The following is a 19,527-nucleotide window of genomic DNA, read 5'->3' as shown; positions in this document are numbered from 1 at the left end:
ATCCTAGTATTTGCATTTTAATCCCTTCTTCTACTTATTAAATCTATAACGATCATCACAACACCAAATAAAACACCAGCTATTGCCCAAATAATCCAACTATATTGCATTTGTCCATTACCATTTTTTCCAAATGTATAATAAAGAAAAATAGCAGTAACAACAAGCCAATAGATAGCACTTATTTTTGATTTTAAAGCATTTTTCTTTTTTTGTTCAGGTGTATAATCCCCTGTTTGTAAAATCTTATCTAAAGCATTTTGATAAGTTCCTCCTAAAACAAGGAAAAAACAACCTATACTTACAAACAATAAAAGAAAACAAACAGCAATACTTTCTAAAAAATCATAATTTAAAAAGATAAAAATAGGTAAAACTGATAAAATACATAAAGCAATGCCTATAATTTGAAAATGATGATATTGATTTTGATAAGCTTCTTTTTCTTTAAAAGTATATTCTCTAACATCATTTTCAATCATAAAATCATCTTTTTCTAAAAAATCATATTTTTTAACTTTAAAAGCACATAAACAAAATAAAATAACTGCTACTGTAATACAAATAATTAAAAAGCTAAGACCTATACTTATTGCTAAATTTTCTGTCATATGAAATCGTTGGTACTGACATAGCGTTGTAAAACTAATTAATGGAATAGGTGAAATCACACATAAAAAGGTTGCAAATGCAATTTTTAAAGATGATTGTTTTCTAATCTTTAAATATTCTTGTACTTGTGCCAAAGATAAATAAATCCCTGTTTGAATGTTCCCTTCATTTTCCTGATCTAATAATAGATAATCTGTTGTTACATGAAAGAGTTGGCTAAGTTGAATAATTTTATCGGTATCAGGCATCGATTGACCTGATTCCCATTTTGAAACAGCTTGTCTTGAGATTTGAAGATGGTTAGCCAGTTCTTCTTGTGACCACCCTTCTTTTTTTCTTAACATCATTATTTTTTCTGATAAGTTCATAACTTCCCTCCTGTTTCTATCATAGAATAATTATCTAAAAAGCACTACCAACTCTACTTTTCGTTTTGTCAACTATCAGTTGACATTTAGATATTTGTTTTAAAAAAGCTCATAATTCCTACAACAATTAATAAAACAAAGGCAAAATAAAGCAAACCACATGAGACCATTACCATTAAAGAAATTGGCAATAAAATAATCGTTAAAACAAACTTTGAAAGTCCCCAGGCTGCTTTTAACCCAAAGAAAAATAATTTTCCAAAAATGTAAAACATTAAAATCATAAATAAAAAATATAACATTTTAATCTCCTCTTATCCTAAAAAAACATCCATTAACATCATGATCACAAAACCACTCAAAACGCCAAAAGTTCCAACATGACTATGTTTACCAAGCTGTGCTTCTGGAATTAATTCTTCTACTACAACATACATCATCGCTCCTGCAGCAAAAGATAAACAAATAGGTAATATTGTTTGCATAATATGAATTGTAAAACCAGCAATAATTCCTGCAATGGGTTCAACAATTCCTGAAAGACTTCCATAAACAAAAGCCTTTGTACGTGACATTCCTTCCTGTTTTAAAGGAAGAGAAATAGCTGCTCCTTCAGGTAAGTTTTGAAGTCCAATTCCAAGAGCTAAAGCAAGTGCAGAAGCAAATGTAATACTTGAATTACTTGCTGCAATCGCAAAAGTCAAACCTACCGCAAACCCTTCAGGAATATTATGTAAAGTGACTGCTAAAACAAGCATCGTATTTTTCCCCAACATACTTTTAGGTCCTTCTGGCTTGTCTTCATTTAAGTGTTGATGAGGAATCACATGATCTAAAAAAAGCAAGAATAAAGCTCCAATGATAAATCCTCCACCTAAAATAAGCGCACTATTTTGACCATTAGTTTCTGCCATTTCCATGGAAGGAATCAATAAAGACCAAACAGAGGCTGCAATCATAATTCCTGCCGCAAATCCTAAAAAAAGTTGTTGATAAAAATCTTTGATTTCATCTTTAAAGAAAAAAACCAACGCACTTCCTAAAGTAGTCATTAAAAATGTAAATAAGGTTCCAAGTAATGGATAAAGTATTGTATTCATAAATCCCCCTTCTTCTTTTATTATAAAGATTTTGAATATTTTGCATAATGATATGCTAAAATAATTATGTTTTTGTTATAATAAGGACAAATGGAGGAATTTTATGAAAGATGGATATATAAGAGTTGCCAGTGCATCAATTGATACACTTATTGGTAATGTTAAACATAATGCTAGTGAAATTAAAAAGGTCTTAAAAGAAACAAGAGAAAAGAAAGCACAAGTGGTTGTTTTTCCTGAACTTGTTTTAAGTGGTTATACTTTAGAAGATTTATTTTTACAAAATCGTCTTTTAAATGAATGTCTTGTTCAATTAGAAGAAATTATGCATGATACAAAAGGACACCAACAAATTGTCGTTATTGGTTTACCTTTTCATTATCAAAATAATTTATATAATGTATCTGCTGTTTTATATAATGGAAATATTTTAGGAATTGTTCCTAAATATCATATTCCAAATTATAATGAATATTACGAAGGAAGACGTTTTACACCTTGTTTTGAAGATAATATTGAAATTGAGCTTTTTGGACAAATTGTTTTATTTGGTCGTAAAGTAGTTTTTGCTTGTCAAAATTTACCAAGTTTTACATTAGGTGTAGAAATTTGTGAAGATTTATGGCTTCCAAATGCGCCAAGTAATGAACTTGCTTTAAATGGGGCAACGGTCATTTGTAATACATCTGCCAGTAATGAATTAACTGCTAAAAAAGATTATCGAAGAAACCTTGTTTCAATGCAATCAGCAAAACTTGTTTCAGGATATGTTTATAGTAATGCAGGAAGTGGAGAAAGTACAACCGATGTGGTTTTCTCTGGGCATCATTTAATTTGTGAAAATGGAACAGTTATTAATGAAAGTACTGGTTTTGATGCTGAAGTGATTTATGGTGATTTAGATGTTGAAAAACTTATTAGTGAAAGAAGAAAGATGACAACTTATCAATCCCATCATGATTATGACTATGTTTACTTTGATATGGATCTTATTGATATTGAAACAAATCATTACTATGATCCTCATCCTTTTGTACCAAGTAATCCTGCTCTTCGAGAATTACGTTGTAAAGAAGTCTTTGAAATTCAAACAAGAGGTTTAATGCAAAGATTAAAAGCTACTCATATAAATAAAGTCGTCATTGGTATTTCAGGTGGCTTAGATTCAACACTTGCACTCCTTGTTTGTGTCATGGCATTTGAAAAATTAGGTTATGATAAAAAGAATATTTATGCAATTACTATGCCTTGTTTTGGAACAACGTCACGTACAAAAAATAACGCTTTAGGTCTCATGGAAGAACTAGGTGTTACCAGTCAAACAGTCAATATTGCTGAGGTCGTAAGAATGCAATTTAAAAATATTGATCAAGATGAAAATGTTCATGATGTCACTTACGAAAATGTCCAAGCTCGTGAACGTACTGAAATTTTAATGAATAAAGCAAATCAAATTGGTGGTCTTGTCATTGGAACTGGTGATTTAAGTGAAGTTGCATTAGGATGGTCAACTTATAATGGAGACCATATGTCCATGTATGCTGTCAATGTTTCGGTTCCTAAAACACTTGTACGCTATCTTGTAGACTATGTTTCTTCTCTTTATAAAGGTCAAGTTCTTGAAACAATTTTACAAGATGTTTTAGATACACCTGTATCTCCTGAACTTCTTCCTCAAGAAGATGACAAAATTGTTCAAAAGACAGAAGATATCGTTGGTCCTTATGAACTTCATGATTTCTTTATTTATCATATGGTACGTTTTGGTGATGAACCTCGTAAACTTTATAAAAAGACAAAACTTGCCTTCAAAGATAAATATGATAAAGATACAATTAAAAAATGGTTACGTTTATTCTACTGGCGTTTCTTTAGTCAACAATTTAAACGTAGTTGTATCCCAGATGGTCCAAAAGTTGGATCTGTCGCTTTATCTCCACGTGGTGATTGGCGTATGCCAAGTGATGCCAATGTTCAAATATGGCTTGATGAAGTAGAAAAAATTTAGAACTGCTTGCAGTTCTTTTTTTATTAACTCCTTATTTTATCCTTTTAATAAGAGTTTTCACTAAATATTTAAATCTATCTATGATAAAATAAAGCAAGAGGTGACATTATGCATATTTATAACTCAAATCACTATAGTTCAACAATGAAACAAATCATAAATGATTGTTTACACTCTGCAAAAGAAAATCCTTTTACTATTCATTACGTCATTGTTGATGACCCTAAATATTATGAAGAAATTTTCTTAAAACATACAGATACCCTTTTTAATATTGAAATCATGACATTATCGTCGTTTTATCAAAAGCTTCTGCAAATATATCAACAAGATTTTAAAAAGAAAACAACTATTCAAAATCTTTTAGAAATTATTAAAATGAATAAAGAAGATACCTCTTCTTTATTTCATTTAAGCGCTAATCATGTTTTAACAGCTAAACAAATATTAGAGATTTTTAAAAATTTCTATCTTTATAATATTCAAGAAACAACAAAAGAGTTACCAAATCTATCAAAAGAAAAAATTAAAACACTTTTCAATTTATATCATCAATTTGATCAAACTCATTTTTTAGAACACGATCTTATTTATTCACTTATTGATGAAAAATGCCATAATTATTATTATTTTCTAACAAATCAAATAACAATTCCTAAAAATCAAGCACTTATTCAAAAGCTTGATCAATATGGTCATGTCTTTATTTATCAAGATACAAAAGAAAATGAAATTCTTGATTATACAGGTTACGTCACAAATCATTTATTTGATTCATCACATACAAAAAGTGATTTTGAACATCCTTATCAAATCTTAAAAGCATCAACGATTCAAGAAGAAGTCAAACAAGTTATTTTTGATATTAATACATTACTTAAGGAAAATACTTTACGTGATTTTGTGATCTATTACCCAAATGATGATTATTATCGTCATCTTTGTCGTATTTTAGATCAATTTAACCTTGCGTATAATCAAAAAGAAACAACCACTAATCAAGCTTTTCAAGTCGTTAATATGCTTTTACAATATTGCCTAAGTAAAGATGAAACATATCTTTTAGATGCTATCAGTTCTTTATATTTATTAAATTTTCAAGATCATCAATATGTATCTTATTTAAAAAACTTATATACTTTACAAGGTTTTATTGATGATGAAAATTATCTAGCATTAAAAAAAGCAGTTTTAAAGATTCAAGGTCATGATTTATCGTCATATTCTTTATCTTTAAGTGATTTTATTGAACATTCTTTTTGTAAAAATGAACTTGTTTATGCTTTACTTTCAAGTTTAAACCTTGAAGGAACTGAACCTCTTTCTTTAAAAGAATATTTAAGCTTACTTCAAGAAATGTTTTCTAAAAAAACACACTTTATTAAAGAAAGCTATGACAGTCTTTATTTACTTAATTACAATCAACCTTACAGTGAACTCTTACAAACAAAATATGTTTATTGTTTAGGTTTAAATGAAACAATTATTCCTCAAGAATTTAAAAATACCAATTTACTTTTAAATCAAGAAGCACTTGCATTAAAGTATCCTACAACCTATGATGCATTAAATAAACATCAAAATACTTTAAGACATCTTTTTTCTTGTCACCATCAAAAAATCATTTTAAGTTATGCATTAAGAGATTTAAATGGTGGAGATTTAGTTGTTTCATCGATTATTCAAAAATTAACAAAATTATTTACAATTCCTGCTTTTAAAAAACATATACTTATTCATCCTTCATTAAAAGAAGATTATTATTTAAAAGGACATCAAGATGATTCATTATCTGTTTTAAATCATCATCTATTGGTTTACAAACAATCCCATCATCAAGTATTACCAATGCATATCAATCATCAACATAATCCTCTTTCAGCAAGTAAATTAGAGGTCTATAACCAATGCCCTTATAAATACTATCTACAATATATGTTAAAAGTAGATTCTATAAATAATTCTTTAATACAAAGTAATGAAATCGGTACTTTAGTTCATTATGTTTTAGAAAAAAATCATCATTATTTCAATAACTATCAAGCTAAAAACTTTGATTCCTTAAAAGAAGATATTCATTTAAGTATTCAAAACTATTTAAAGACTCATATGTTAAAGAAATATACTTTGAAAAAAAATCAATTCTTTTTAAAACTGATTGAAGATGATTTATATAATACAATTATTGTTCTAGCAAAACAGATGCAACATGGTTTATTTGAACTCTCTGCTTGTGAAGAAAGAGTTTATGATAAGATTCAAGATATTGAACTTAAAGGCTTTATTGATCGTGTAGATTTATATCAAAATTATTTAAAAGTCATTGATTATAAATCTTCGAATAAAGAATTGAATTTAGAACTAGCACGTTTAGGATTTAATATGCAAATGTTGATTTATTTAGAAATGTTATCTAAAAATAAAAACTACGATAAAGGCGCTGTTTTGTATTTTAATACAAAGAAAAGAATGTTAAAAAGTGAGATTTCTATTTTAGAAAAACAAGATCCTGAAAGTTTCTTTAAACTTTATAAAATGGATGGCTATAGTGTAGATGATACTTATTTAGAAATTGATCATGAAATGGAACAAGAGAGTGATATTATCAAGGTCAAGCTAAAAAAAAATGGTAGTCCTTATAGTAATGCTAAAATTATTTCTCATGATGAATTGGATAGCCTTTTACAAGAAATCACTTTACACATTCAAAGTCTTTACCAACAAATGATTACTGGAGATATTCGTATTTATCCAACACGTAGTGATAATCCAAATATTGATATGCACATTAATCCTTGTCGTTTTTGTCATTATAAAGCTATTTGTAATTATGATATTTTCTATAATGAAGATCATCAAATTGAATTAGGAGGTCAAAATGAAGAAAGATAAAAGTTTAAATGATGAACAAAACCTCGCTGTTTATAGTCGTGGAAGTTCTATTTTAGTTTCAGCACCTGCTGGTTCTGGAAAAACAAAAATTCTTGTTAATCGTATGATGTCTTTAATTGAAGATGATCATGTAAATGTAGATTCTTTACTTGTTTTAACTTTTACGAAAGCAGCTGCTTTAGAAATGAAACAAAGATTAGTAGAAAGTTTAAATAAAAGAATTCAAGTTGTTGATGATTCTTTAAAATTACATTTAGAAAAACAAAAATTATTATTAAATGATGCTTATATTACAAATTTTCATTCTTTTTGTAGTGATTTATTAAGTCAATATGGTTATACAATTCATTTAGATTCTAAATTTGAAATTCTTGAAAACCCTACTTTAATTAAAGAAAACATTTTAGATCAATGTCTTGAAAAATGGGTTCAAGAAAAGGAATTCTATGATTTTTATCAAGAAAACTATACAGGTTATCAATTTAATTCTTTTAAAGAAATTCTTTTTCAATTAGATAATTTATCTCATACTGTTTATCATTTTGATGATTATTTAAATCAAGTGAAAATAAAACTTTATGATCGTGTCATCAATGATCAAACAATTGAAGATACACCTTTTGAAAAACCATTAAAAAAAATATTACAAGAAGCTTTTCAAGAAGCCTATGATAGTTATTTAAAGCTTGAAGATTATTGTCAAACATATGGTTTAGGTTTTTACTTTGAAGAAACAAAGAAATTACCTGCACCACATACTGTTTTAGAAAGTTATTTTCAAAATTTAAAAGAATGCTTTAACCAAGGAAAATATTTTTCAATGGGAATAGAAATTGAAAAACATCGCGCAGCTAGTTATAAAGATGTTGATGATTCTATTAAAGAAACTTATAAATCTTTATTAGATCAAACAAAAAATACATTTATTAAAGCTTATCAAAAATGTATGCCTTCTTCTATTGAAGAATTAAGTGAAGTCTTAAAAATCTCTTATCACCATTTAGAAATCTATTTAAAATATCTTAAAGAATTTCAAGAAGCTTATCAAGCTTATAAAAAATCACTTTCTTATTTAGATTTTAATGATTTGGAACAATATACCCTTCAATTATTAAGTGAAAATCAAGGAGTTGCCCAAACTCTTTACCAACAATTTCATGAAATTATGATTGATGAATATCAAGATACAAATGAAATTCAAGAAAACTTGATTTTATTAATTTCTCGTTTCCAAGAACCTGAAATCAATCGCTTTATGGTTGGAGATATGAAACAATCGATTTATCGTTTTAGAAAAGCTGATTTAGATATTTTTAATGAAAAATATCTCACTTATGGTCTTGAAGATAATAATCAAAGAATCGATTTAAAATTCAATTATCGTTCAAATAAAATCGTTTTAGATAGTATCAATTATATCTTTAATGCAATTATGGATAGCCGTTATGGTGGTCTTGAATATGACAAGGATCCTCATGCTCAATTAAATTATGACTTTTTAAGAAAAGAAAAATGTGATAATGATGAAAAATTACAACAAGCTATGTTACGCTATGATCAAGAAAAACGTTTTGATAGTGAAATCATGCTTGTTTTAAAACCAGAAGATGAAACTGTTGATATGATTGAATATGAAGCAAAAATGATTGGTAAAAAGATTCATGAAATGGTTGGTCATCTTGAACTTGATTTTTATAATGGAAATCGTCTTGCAAAATATCAAGATGTTGTTGTTTTAATGAGAAATGTAGCAAATTTTATAACTTATAAAAAAGTTTTTGATGCTATTTCTATTCCTAATTTAATTGTCCTTACTAAAGGATTTTTTGAAAGCAATGAAATTTTAGACTGTGTTTACTTTTTAAAAGCACTTGATAATTGTTTAGATGATTTGGCTTTGATTTCTTTACTTAAAGGAAATTATAAAAAAACACACTTTGATGAAAACTGGCTTTATCTTCATAAAATAGAAAATATGTCAATGTATGAATCTTTAAAACAAGCAACGGATCAAGAAGCTATTGATTTTTTAAACTATTATCATGAAATGCAAGAATTTGCTAGAAATCATCCAGTGTATGAAGTTTTAGAGAGATTTATTAAAGAAAACGAATATGATCTATTTATCAGTTCTCTTTATAATGGTAAACAACGCTATGCCAATGTTCAACTCTTAATTGAAATGTTGAAAACAGATGAAGGACTTTCTTTATATCAAATTGTTCATAAATTTGAACAAACAATGACTTTAGGAATTGATTATAAACCTGCTACCCTTTCAAGTGATGGTGATGCTGTTACTTTTATGACGATTCATCAATCAAAGGGTCTTGAGTTTCCTATCGTGATTGTTAATCAAATGAACCATCAATTTAATTTTGCTGATGGAAAAGCACCTTTAATTCAAGATAAAAATTTAGGAATCATTTTAAATCCTCATCAAAAACAAGATTTAGGAGATTTTCAAAATGTCCTTATTGAATATCCACATCCTTTACGTGGTATCTTTTCAACAGTTCTTGATAATGAAACTATTAATGAAGAAATGCGTATTCTTTATGTAGCTCTTACAAGAGCATCTCAAAAGTTGATTTTAACGGGTGGTTTAAAAGAAATTAATATGATTGAAAAATGGCAAAAGCAAGTCATTGATTACGCTCTGGATGCTTCATGTCATCTTTTACCTGCAACGATTCGTAAATCAAATCAAATGTTGAATTGGATCATGCTTGCTTTAATACGTCATCCTGATTTTATTCAACAATGTATTGATTTATCATTATTTGATGAAAAAATTAAAAATTATTATGATTTGGATCAAGTAAAAAATAACGCTTTACAATTAAAACTTTATCAAGAAAACAAGATGCAACTTAATACCTGTCATTCTAAATTTCATACATCAATTATTGATGTTCATACAATTGATGAATATATCTATCCAACAAATCAAATAGAAAATAATGATCAAGAACTTTATTTAAAAAATAGTCAATTTAATTATCAAAACAAAGCACCTTTTGATAAAACAGTAGCAGTTACTTCTATTATTGATGATGGAAATCGTTTTTTTGAAAGAGATGATGAAGAAAATGAATCATCAATGAAAGCAACTGATCGAGGAACTCTTGTTCATTTATTTTTGGAATTGTATCCTTTGGATAAAGAATTAAATTTTGAAGAGTGTTTTCAAAATATTATACAAAGATCTTTATTTAATGAAGAGGCGAGAACTCTTTTAAATCAATATAAGGTTCATTTAGAAAGCTTTATTGAAAGTGAAGTTTATCAATTGATGTTAAAAAGTTCATATTGTTATAAAGAAAAAGAATTTTCATTTTTAAATGAAAATAAACAAATTATTCATGGTATTTTTGACGTTTTATGTATTAATGAAGATAAAATAACAATTATTGATTATAAGACAGATACATTAGCTAAAAATAGTTCTGATGAACTCTTAAAAGAACTTCATCAAGGTCAAATGTATTATTATAAAAAGATTATGAAACAAATGTTTCCAAACAAAGAAGTGGAAGCTATTGTTTATTATTTACACATTCATCGTTATGTTACACTTTAGGAGGTTTCTATGAAAATATTAATTGCAAGTGATTCTTATAAAGGAAGTTTATCTTCTTTAGAAGTATCTAAAAGTATTCAAAAAGGATTTAAAGAAGTTTTTGAAGATGTTTCTTTTAAAATACTATCAATGGCTGATGGAGGAGAAGGAACAACACAAGCTATTGTTGAATCCTTAAATGGTCAATATATAACAATTAACTGTCATAATGCTTTACAAGAACCTATTCAAGCAAGCTATGGTATCACTAGTCAAGGAGCTATTATTGAAATGGCAAGTGCTTCTGGACTGCCTCTTGTTAAAGAAAAGAAAATTAGAGAAGCAAATACAAAAGGAACTGGTGAACTTATTAAAGATGCACTAGATCATCGTTGTCAAAAGATTTATCTTGGAATTGGCGGTTCAGCTACCAATGATGGTGGGATTGGAATGGCTCATCATTTAGGAATTCGTTTTTTAGATAAAAATCACCAAGTTTTAGACCCTATTCCTGAAAACTTACCTTTCATTGAAGATATTGATACTCATCGCCTTGATCCTCGAATAAAAGATACACAAATCATCGTCATGTGTGATGTAACAAATCCACTTTGTGGTAAAACAGGTGCCAGTGCTATCTATGGCCCTCAAAAAGGAGCTAATGAAAAGGATATTCAATTTTTAGATCAAGGATTAAAACATCTTGTAGAAATATGTATAAAAAAAGGCTATCAAGATTATAGTGAAGAGGCTGGTTCTGGGGCTGCTGGTGGTTTAGGATTTGGTTTAATGACGTTTTTAAATGCTAAACTACAAAGTGGAATTGAAACTGTTTTAGACGTTGTTCATTTTGATGAATACGTTAAAGAATGTGATCTTGTTATTAGTGGTGAAGGACGTATTGATCATCAATCAATGTATGGAAAAGTACCTACTGGGGTGAGTCAAAGAGCAAAAAAATATGGTGTTGACACAGTTTGCATTGTTGGCTCTATTGGAGAAAATGTTGGTGATATTTATGATTGTATTACAACGATTGAAAGTTGTATTGATCATTGCTGTTCTTTAGAAAATGCTTTAGAAAATGCCAATGAAAATGTTTATAAAGCTGCTTTTAGGCTTGCAAGAAGTATCCAATTAGGACAAAAGATGCGTCACTAAACGCATCTTTTTTGTTTCATAAAATTCCAAAAAGCAACTCCAATGATAATTATATAACCAATTACACTATAAAAATCAGGGACTTGATTTAATAAGAAAAATCCAAGTAGAGCTGCAAAAATAACTTGTGTATAATCATAAATCGATATTTCTTTAGCAGGTGCATACGTATAGGCATTCGTAATTGAAAATTGTCCTCCTGCAGCCATTAATCCTGCCATGAGTAAACAACCAATTTGTTGAAGTGTCATAGGTTGAAAATGAAAGATCAAATAAGGGACTACAGACAAACACGAAAAACATGAAAAAAAGAAAACAATTTTTGCTCCAGCTACACCTTGTTGTCCTAATTTTCTAACACATGTATAAGCGATTCCTGCTCCCATCGCTCCTAAAACTCCAATAAATGAATTGATATTACTTACAAAATGAATAGAAGGTTTAATTACAAATAAACTTCCTATAAAAGCAATCACAACTGTTATTTTTTGAATCGTATTTGCTTTTTCTTTTAAAAATAATGAAGAAAAGATAATAACAAAAAATGGTGATAACTTATTAAGCATAGATGCATCACTTACTAATAAATGATCTACTGCATAAAAATTACATAAGATACCTAACGTTCCAAAAGTAGAACGTAAAAGCAACATCGGTATATCTTTTTTTTGATAGGTAAAACCTTCTTTACTTTTAATTAAAATAATAAATGCAAAAAGTGCTGCAATTAAATTACGAAAAAAACTTTTTTGAATAGATGATAAATCACCTGATAACTTAACAAAAACATTCATACTTGCAAAAAAGAATGCTGCCATCATAATAAATAGCATTCCCTTTTTTGTATCATTCATAAAATACCCCCTTAAAACAAAAGAATAAGGACACTGTCCTTATTCAGTAATTTTAACAACTTGATGTGCTTGAAGACCGCGATCTCCTTCAACTAATTCAAATTCAACTTTTTGTCCAGGATCAATTGTTTTAAATCCTTCTTGAACAAGTTGTGAATAGTGGAAGAAAATATCTCTTTCTTCACCTTCCATGTTGATAAATCCGAAACCTTTATCTTTGTTAAAATTCTTTACAATACCAATAGCCATGAACACTTCTTCTCCTTCTTTTTATCTATCTACTATTTTACATCATATTGCTTATCTAGACAACCTCATTATTCTAAAATTAAAACATTTTTCACTAAATTTTGTTCCACTAAATCATCTATTAAATCTGTTGGTGAAATAATGTGATATTTAAAGACCTGTGTCTGTTTAGAAATAGTGATATTCATTTTTTTTAATGAACAAGCTACTAACTCACTACAATATAATGCTTGATCACTCGATAAGTCCATTTGATAATCATAAGGATAATTTAAATAATCTAATGCATTTTTCAAAAACTCTTTAATAAAATCATTGCCCTTTGAAAAGCGAAAACAAGTCATTGCTTTTAAATAAGATTCATTTTTTAAATTAGCCATCTGATCAAAAGTACGTAATTGTACCCCACCTACATTCGCATCCAAAACAAGAATTTCATTTTGAGTTTTATACATCTCCATGATTTTTTTATAATACGGAAAAGAAGAATCTATACATTCTTGAACTTGTCTTAAACTTCCTAGATAAATAAGTGTATGTTTCCACCTACCAGGAATCGCAATATTTGAAATATAATGACTATTTTCAATGTTTACAATATCCCCACATTGTAACTTTGAAAAATTTTTTGAAACTTCTTCATAACTAAAATTTTCTTTTTGAGTTGATACCTCGATATCTTTTTTTTGTGTACATCCAACAAGACATAAACATAATATCAAAGTATATATTTTATACACATCATCACCTAGATCATACTTAAACTAACTCTTTTTTTATTTAAATCAACATCTATGACATTAACTTCTACAATATCCCCAATACTTAAAACATCTAATGGATGTTTTATTCTTTGTTTTGACATTTTTGATATATGCACTAAACCATCATTTTTTAATCCAATATCAACAAAAGCCCCAAAATCAACAACATTTCTAACAGTTCCTTCTAAAACCATTCCTGGTTTTAAATCTTCTATATGAAGAATATCTTTTTTTAGAAGTGGTGTTTGGTATTGATCTCTAATTGAACGATTGGGTTTAATTAAACAATCAATAATGTCATCTAATGTATATTGGTCAATTTTTAATGTTTCTATAACTTCTTTTTTATTAATTTTTAATAATTTTTCTTTAAGTTCATCTGTTCCTAAATCAGCTAATGATAATTGACATAAATTTAATAAATCTAAGGCTTGTTGATAGTTTTCAGGATGAATAGCAGTTGCATCTAATGGATGGTCACCATCTAAAATACGTAAAAATCCAATTGCTTGTGTATATGTTTTAGCTCCTAATTTTTTTACATTTTTTATTTCATTTCGATTATGAAATTTTCCGTGTTCATTTCGATATAAAACAATTTGTTGTGCTACACCAGCATTTAATCCTGCAACATATTTAAGTAATGATTTAGAAGCAGTATTAATATCAACACCAACATTATTAACTGTTTTTTCAACAACGAAATCCAATTGTTCTTCTAAATCTTTTTCAGGAATATCATGTTGATATTGTCCAACTGAAATTGCTTTAGGTTCAATTTTAACAAGTTCTGCAAGTGGATCTTGTAAACGTCTTGCTATAGAAACCGCAGATCTTTCTTCTACATGATAATCTGGAAATTCTTCTTTAGCAATTTGACTTGCTGAATAAACAGAAGCACCTGCTTCAGAAATAATAGCAAATTCTACATTCAAATGATGTTCTTGAATAAGTTTAGCAATAAAGGCTTCTGATTCTCTTGAAGCAGTTCCATTTCCAATAGCAATAATTTCAATTTTATATTTTGAAATAATATTTAATAAAGTTTTAATATCTTTATCATAATTATCTTTAGGTAACGTAATAAAAACTTTATCAATGTGTAAAACTTTACCTGTTTGATCAACAACCGCTAATTTACATCCTGTTCGATAAGCAGGATCAACACCTAAGACCATTTTATTTTTTAATGGTGCTTGTAATAAAAGATTTTCTAAATTAACTGAAAATACTTTTAATGCTTGTTCATTAGCTTTTTCAGTCAATTCTTTTCTTATTTCTCTTTCAATAGAAGGAAATAATAATCTTTGATAACTGTCTTCTACGGCTTTTTGAATATAAGGTAAAAGATTTGTTTCTCTGTTTTTTGTAACACCTCTTGTAATGTATTGTAAATAATAATCTTTATCTCCTTCTATACTTACATTGATTACTTTTTCTTTTTCAGCACGATTGATTGCTAAAATACGATGTGATACTAAAGTTTTTACTTTTTCTTGATAGTTATAATACATTTCATAAACTTTATTTTCATCATCATGTTTTTTCTTTTCGCTTGTTTTTAAAATACCACCTTTATAAAGCATATCTTTTAAAAACTTACGATATTTAATATCATCAGCAATATCTTCAGCAATAATATCTAAAGCTCCTTGAATAGCATCTTCTATATTTAAAACATCATCATTTAAATATTTTTTAGCTTCTACTAAAATATCCCCTTTATTTAAAGCTAAGATCCATTTAGCTAAAGGTTCTAATCCTTTTGCTTTGGCTATAGTTGCTTTAGTTTTTCTTTTTTCTTTATAAGGACGATAAAGATCTTCAACTTCACTTAATTGTGTAGCTTTTAAAATATCTGCTTTTAACTTTTCATTTAACATTCCTTTTTCATCAATTAAACGAATAACATCTTCTTTTCTTTTTAATAAATTCACTTGATATTGATAATATTTATCAATTGTACGTATTTGATCTTCATCTAAAGCACCTGTCTTTTCTTTTCGATAACGGGCAATAAAAGGAACTGTATTTCCTTCTTCTAATAAAGATAAAACTGCCTCAATTTGATATGTTCTTACATTCAATTCTTCACTTATTGTTTTAATAATTTCTTGATTCATATAAACCTCTTTAAATACTCGTATATTCTTTTAAAGTATAGATAATATCTTGGTAAATCTCGTCACATAAATAGTTTTTTAATTCATCAATTGAACACCATTTATAATCAGTATGTTCAAAAGAAATAGAAACTTGATCATTTTTAGTAGTGGCTAAATAGCCAATACCTACTGTTTGATAATCCTTTCTTATTTTAGTAAAAGTATATGCTGGTTTAACAACATCAATCATTAAACCTGTTTCTTCTTTTAGTTCTCTTTTTAAAGCATCATTCGGTGTCTCACCATATTCTAAACCACCACCAGGAAGCTCCCAATAACCTAATCCATCACTAGATGGTCTAACTCTTTTCATCAATAATACTTTATTTTCAAAAACAACTATTCCCTTTACTGTAATATGAAATCTTATATTTTCCATCGATATTTCCCCCTATACTGTCTTTATCATAACATTATTTTATCAAATATGTTTAAAAATTATTATGAAAAATGTATAATATGTGCTGAGGTGATTTTAATATGATTAACTTTAAAGAAGAAGTTGAAAAAAGAAAGGACCAGCTTATTCAAGACATTGAAACATTATGTGCCATTCCTTCTGTTTATAATGAAAAAACAATTGGAGAAAACCAACCTTACGGAAGTGAATGTAGACAAGCTCTTGATGCTATGTTAGCTATTGGAAAAAGAGATGGCTTTGTTGTACATGATGAAAATGGTTATGCTGGACATATAGATATTGGTGATCAAGAAGAAAGTTTTGGTATTTTAGGACACTTAGATGTTGTTCCTGTTGATACAAGAGGATGGGATAGTGATCCATTTAAAGTTGTTCAAGCTAACGGTAAACTCTATGGTAGAGGTGTTGCTGATGATAAAGGACCTTTACTTGCAGGATATTATGCAGCTAAAATTATTCATGATTTAAACTTACCTGTTAAAAAGAAAATTCGTGTTATTTTTGGTTGTGATGAAGAACGTGGTTCATCTTGTGTGGCACACTATTTTACTAAAAACCCATACCCATCTATGGGATTTACACCTGATGCTGAATTCCCTGTTGTTTATGGTGAAAAAGGAATTGTTCGTTTTCATATAACAGGTAATGTCAAAAAAGATGGTTTAGTTGCAATGGTTGCTGGAGACCGCGTAAATATTGTTCCTGGTGAATGTGAAGCAATCATTGAAGGAAATCATAAACAATATGAAGAATCATTTAAACAATTCTTAAGTGATCATCATGTAACTGGTATTATTGAAGAAGAAGGAAATTGTACAAAATTAGTTTTAAAAGGAAAAAGTGCTCATGCATCTTTACCAGAAGAAGGAATTAATGCTGTAAGTTTACTTGCAACTTATTTAGATACTGTCATTAATAATAAACTTGTTCATTTTATTGCAACTTACTTAAATGATTATTATGGAAAAGGTTTACAAATTAATCGTGAAGGATTAATGGGTAAATTAACAATGAATTTAGGGGTTGTTAAATATGTTAAAGAAGATGCTGATATTGAATTAGACTTACGTTGTCCTCATGAAATTGATTTAAAGAAAATGTGTGATGGTGTTCAAGAATTATGTCAATCTCTTGGATTAAACTTAGAAAGTGATATTCATGAACCACTTTATATTGATCCAAACAGTGAACTTGTTCAAAAACTTCATAAAGCTTATGTTGAAGTTTCAGGTGATACAGAAAGTCAACCACAAGCAATTGGTGGTGGAACATATGCTAAATCAATGCCAAATTGTGTAGCTTTTGGATGTGAGTTCAAGGATGAAGATAATGCAATTCATGGTAACAATGAAAATATAAAGATTGATTCATTATTAAAATCAACAGAAATCTTTGCTAAAGCAATCTATGATTTAATTAAAGAATAGTAACTAAAAGGATGTTAGTTTTGAAACTAACACCCTTTTTATTTTTTCCAATTTAATAAAAATGCTGAATTAACAATAACTAAAACAGAACCTGCATTATGAACCAAAGCACCGACAACAGGGTTTAAAATACCTACAATTGCTAAAATAATTGCAATAACATTCAATGTCATAGAGAATGTTAAGTTGAGTTTGATAACTTTCATCATATGTTTTGAAAGTAAAACAAGATGTGGCAATTCTTTAATATCATCATCTACCAAAACTATATCCGCAGCATCTACAGCAATGTCACTTCCTATTTTCCCCATGGCAATACCCACATTTGCACACTTTAACGCTGGTGCATCATTAATACCATCACCTATCATACAAACATCTTGTTGTTTATTTTGAAACATACGAATTGTTTTGATTTTATCTTCAGGTAAACAATCTGCATAAATCTCTTTAATTCCTAATTCTTTAGCCATTGTATACGCTACATTTCGATGATCTCCTGTAAGTAAAACAGGTGATACGGGAATTTTATATAATTGTTGTATCATTGCTTTACTTTCTTTTCTTAAAGTATCCGCTAAAACCAAATATCCTTTAAGTTGTTGATCTATTGATAGATAAATAATTGTATAGCCTTTTAAATCATAAATTTCTGTTTGTTTTTTCAAATCAGAAAAATTATTGAATTCCTTAAATAATTTTTCATTTCCAGCTAATACTTCTTGATTATTTAAGTAACATTTGATTCCTTTCCCTAAATATAATTTAAATTGATCTGTAGCTAATAAATCTTGATGATATTTTTCTTGATAACAACGAACGATTGATTTCCCTATTGGATGTTCAGAAGAAAACTCTGCACTTGCAAAGTATTGAAATAACTTTTCATCAGATATTTTTTCATCAGTCGAACATATAGCTATTACTTCCGGCTCTCCATAAGTTAATGTTCCTGTTTTATCAAAAGTAATTTTACTTATTTTAGCAAGTCTTTCTAAAGCATCACCTTCTCTTACTAAAAAACCATGTTTGGTTGCATTTGCAATAGCTGCCATAATAGCAGTTGGTGTAGCAAGAACTAATGAACAAGGACAAAAGACAACTAAAATTGTAACAGCTCTAATAATTTGTCCTGAAATCAACCATGTAAGTAAAGCAGCAGATAAAGCAATAATTACCACCCACGTAGCAAAATGATCTGCAAAACCAACAATTTTAGCTTTATTTGCATCTGCACTTTGAACTAGCTTAATCATTTTTTGAATTGCACTATCTTCTCCAACCTTTAATGCTTTCATTTTAAAACTACCAAATTGATTAACCGTTCCACTTGAAACGTTATCTCCTACTGTTTTATCAACAGGGATACTTTCACCTGTCATAACCGCTTGATTAATAGATGTTTCTCCTTCAATAATAACACCATCTACAGGAATTGTTTCACCTGGTAAAACGTGGAGAATATCATTTTTTAAAACTTTATGAACATCGATAATAACTTCTTTATCATCAATAATTTTTCTAGCTGTTTGTGGTGTTAGATGAACTAATTTTTCAATTCCTGCTCTTGCTTTAGCAACTGTAAGCTCTTCTAATAATGAGCCTAATTGCATGATAAAAGCAACCTCTCCCGCTGCAAAAATTTCACCTATAAAAACAGAAGCAATCAAAGCTATAGAAACTAAAACATCTGCTTTAATATCAAATTCCGTTACTAAACCTTCAACAGCTTCTTTAATAATTGGAATACCACATAATATAATAGCAATCCATGCTAAATCAATAGAAAACAACGTACATTTAAAAATACTCAATAATAATGAAATACCGGCTATTATTAGAAAAAGTATATCTTTTTTCATTTCATTTATTTTAACCATCTTTCTTCCTCCTATACCCCTATGGGTATAGTATATACCTATAGGGGTATAGGTTGTCAACAAA

Annotated in this window: 14 protein-coding genes; 5 read left to right on the top strand and 9 right to left on the bottom strand. The window is 28.3% G+C overall.

Annotation, left to right across the window (positions count from 1 at the left end; translation table 11 throughout):
• Positions 1-17: 17 nt before the first annotated feature.
• From ACLVEP_RS07790 to ACLVEP_RS07780, 3 genes are all read right to left on the bottom strand, one after another.
• Positions 18-980: a helix-turn-helix domain-containing protein gene (locus ACLVEP_RS07790; RefSeq protein ID WP_412583994.1), complete on the bottom strand. Its 963-nt coding sequence runs from the start codon at positions 978-980 to the stop codon at positions 18-20.
• 86 nt (positions 981-1,066) lie between these two features.
• A complete protein-coding gene (locus ACLVEP_RS07785) occupies positions 1,067-1,282 on the bottom strand; it encodes a hypothetical protein (RefSeq protein WP_412583992.1) in 216 nt (71 codons plus the stop codon).
• Between the two features lie 12 nt (positions 1,283-1,294).
• Positions 1,295-2,080: a ZIP family metal transporter gene (locus ACLVEP_RS07780; RefSeq protein ID WP_412583990.1), complete on the bottom strand. Its 786-nt coding sequence runs from the start codon at positions 2,078-2,080 to the stop codon at positions 1,295-1,297.
• A gap of 103 nt (positions 2,081-2,183) precedes the next feature.
• Between ACLVEP_RS07780 and ACLVEP_RS07775 the strand changes: the two genes are divergently transcribed.
• The 4 genes from ACLVEP_RS07775 to ACLVEP_RS07760 all read left to right on the top strand — a co-directional run bounded on the left by ACLVEP_RS07775 (position 2,184) and on the right by ACLVEP_RS07760 (position 11,703).
• Positions 2,184-4,088 (top strand): NAD(+) synthase, encoded by a 1,905-nt coding sequence (locus tag ACLVEP_RS07775; protein ID WP_412583988.1) that lies wholly within the window; start codon positions 2,184-2,186, stop codon positions 4,086-4,088.
• Positions 4,089-4,196: 108 nt separating this feature from the next.
• The gene (locus ACLVEP_RS07770; RefSeq protein WP_412583986.1) at positions 4,197-6,980 is read left to right on the top strand and encodes a PD-(D/E)XK nuclease family protein; all 2,784 of its coding nucleotides are present in this window, start codon (positions 4,197-4,199) and stop codon (positions 6,978-6,980) included.
• A complete protein-coding gene (locus ACLVEP_RS07765) occupies positions 6,967-10,563 on the top strand; it encodes a UvrD-helicase domain-containing protein (protein WP_412583984.1) in 3,597 nt (1,198 codons plus the stop codon). The genes ACLVEP_RS07770 and ACLVEP_RS07765 overlap by 14 nt, the downstream gene beginning before the upstream one ends.
• Before the next feature lie 9 nt (positions 10,564-10,572).
• Positions 10,573-11,703 (top strand): glycerate kinase, encoded by a 1,131-nt coding sequence (locus ACLVEP_RS07760; protein ID WP_412583982.1) that lies wholly within the window; start codon positions 10,573-10,575, stop codon positions 11,701-11,703.
• Here ACLVEP_RS07760 and ACLVEP_RS07755 read toward each other — a convergent pair.
• The 5 genes from ACLVEP_RS07755 to ACLVEP_RS07735 form a co-directional block, all read right to left on the bottom strand.
• Entirely contained in the window at positions 11,700-12,557 is an 858-nt protein-coding gene (locus tag ACLVEP_RS07755; RefSeq protein ID WP_412583980.1) for a DMT family transporter, read from the bottom strand. The genes ACLVEP_RS07760 and ACLVEP_RS07755 overlap by 4 nt on opposite strands.
• A gap of 39 nt (positions 12,558-12,596) precedes the next feature.
• On the bottom strand, positions 12,597-12,806 hold the full coding sequence (locus tag ACLVEP_RS07750; protein WP_022002898.1) for a cold-shock protein: 210 nt from the start codon (positions 12,804-12,806) through the stop codon (positions 12,597-12,599).
• A gap of 68 nt (positions 12,807-12,874) precedes the next feature.
• On the bottom strand, positions 12,875-13,546 hold the full coding sequence (locus ACLVEP_RS07745) for a YiiX/YebB-like N1pC/P60 family cysteine hydrolase (RefSeq protein ID WP_412583978.1): 672 nt from the start codon (positions 13,544-13,546) through the stop codon (positions 12,875-12,877).
• An 8-nt stretch (positions 13,547-13,554) separates the two neighbouring features.
• A complete protein-coding gene (locus ACLVEP_RS07740; protein ID WP_412583976.1) occupies positions 13,555-15,693 on the bottom strand; it encodes a Tex family protein in 2,139 nt (712 codons plus the stop codon).
• 10 nt (positions 15,694-15,703) lie between these two features.
• Entirely contained in the window at positions 15,704-16,114 is a 411-nt protein-coding gene (locus ACLVEP_RS07735) for an NUDIX hydrolase (protein ID WP_318001118.1), read from the bottom strand.
• A 101-nt stretch (positions 16,115-16,215) separates the two neighbouring features.
• On the opposite strand from ACLVEP_RS07735, the gene pepV reads away from it, so the two are divergent.
• Positions 16,216-17,583: a dipeptidase PepV gene (gene pepV, locus ACLVEP_RS07730; RefSeq protein ID WP_318001344.1), complete on the top strand. Its 1,368-nt coding sequence runs from the start codon at positions 16,216-16,218 to the stop codon at positions 17,581-17,583.
• 38 nt (positions 17,584-17,621) lie between these two features.
• Here the strand turns inward: pepV and ACLVEP_RS07725 are convergent, their stop codons facing one another.
• Positions 17,622-19,463, bottom strand: coding sequence for a heavy metal translocating P-type ATPase (locus ACLVEP_RS07725; RefSeq protein WP_412583973.1), 1,842 nt, complete (start codon positions 19,461-19,463; stop codon positions 17,622-17,624).
• Positions 19,464-19,527 lie beyond the last annotated feature (64 nt).

Origin of the sequence: Faecalibacillus sp., from assembly GCF_047023275.1 — a bacterium.
Taxonomy (GTDB): domain Bacteria; phylum Bacillota_I; class Bacilli_A; order Erysipelotrichales; family Coprobacillaceae; genus Faecalibacillus.
Note: the sequence above shows the minus strand (reverse complement) of the source record. Positions and strands in the feature narration are given on the sequence as shown.

Coding starts and splice junctions, on each gene's coding strand:
- ACLVEP_RS07790 (WP_412583994.1), bottom strand. CDS start 980: ATGAACTTATCAGAAAAAATAATGATGTTAAGAAAAAAAGAAGGGTGG.
- ACLVEP_RS07735 (WP_318001118.1), bottom strand. CDS start 16,114: ATGGAAAATATAAGATTTCATATTACAGTAAAGGGAATAGTTGTTTTT.
- ACLVEP_RS07755 (WP_412583980.1), bottom strand. CDS start 12,557: ATGAATGATACAAAAAAGGGAATGCTATTTATTATGATGGCAGCATTC.
- ACLVEP_RS07765 (WP_412583984.1), top strand. CDS start 6,967: ATGAAGAAAGATAAAAGTTTAAATGATGAACAAAACCTCGCTGTTTAT.
- ACLVEP_RS07750 (WP_022002898.1), bottom strand. CDS start 12,806: ATGGCTATTGGTATTGTAAAGAATTTTAACAAAGATAAAGGTTTCGGA.
- ACLVEP_RS07760 (WP_412583982.1), top strand. CDS start 10,573: ATGAAAATATTAATTGCAAGTGATTCTTATAAAGGAAGTTTATCTTCT.
- ACLVEP_RS07775 (WP_412583988.1), top strand. CDS start 2,184: ATGAAAGATGGATATATAAGAGTTGCCAGTGCATCAATTGATACACTT.
- ACLVEP_RS07740 (WP_412583976.1), bottom strand. CDS start 15,693: ATGAATCAAGAAATTATTAAAACAATAAGTGAAGAATTGAATGTAAGA.
- pepV (WP_318001344.1), top strand. CDS start 16,216: ATGATTAACTTTAAAGAAGAAGTTGAAAAAAGAAAGGACCAGCTTATT.
- ACLVEP_RS07780 (WP_412583990.1), bottom strand. CDS start 2,080: ATGAATACAATACTTTATCCATTACTTGGAACCTTATTTACATTTTTA.
- ACLVEP_RS07725 (WP_412583973.1), bottom strand. CDS start 19,463: ATGGTTAAAATAAATGAAATGAAAAAAGATATACTTTTTCTAATAATA.
- ACLVEP_RS07785 (WP_412583992.1), bottom strand. CDS start 1,282: ATGTTATATTTTTTATTTATGATTTTAATGTTTTACATTTTTGGAAAA.
- ACLVEP_RS07770 (WP_412583986.1), top strand. CDS start 4,197: ATGCATATTTATAACTCAAATCACTATAGTTCAACAATGAAACAAATC.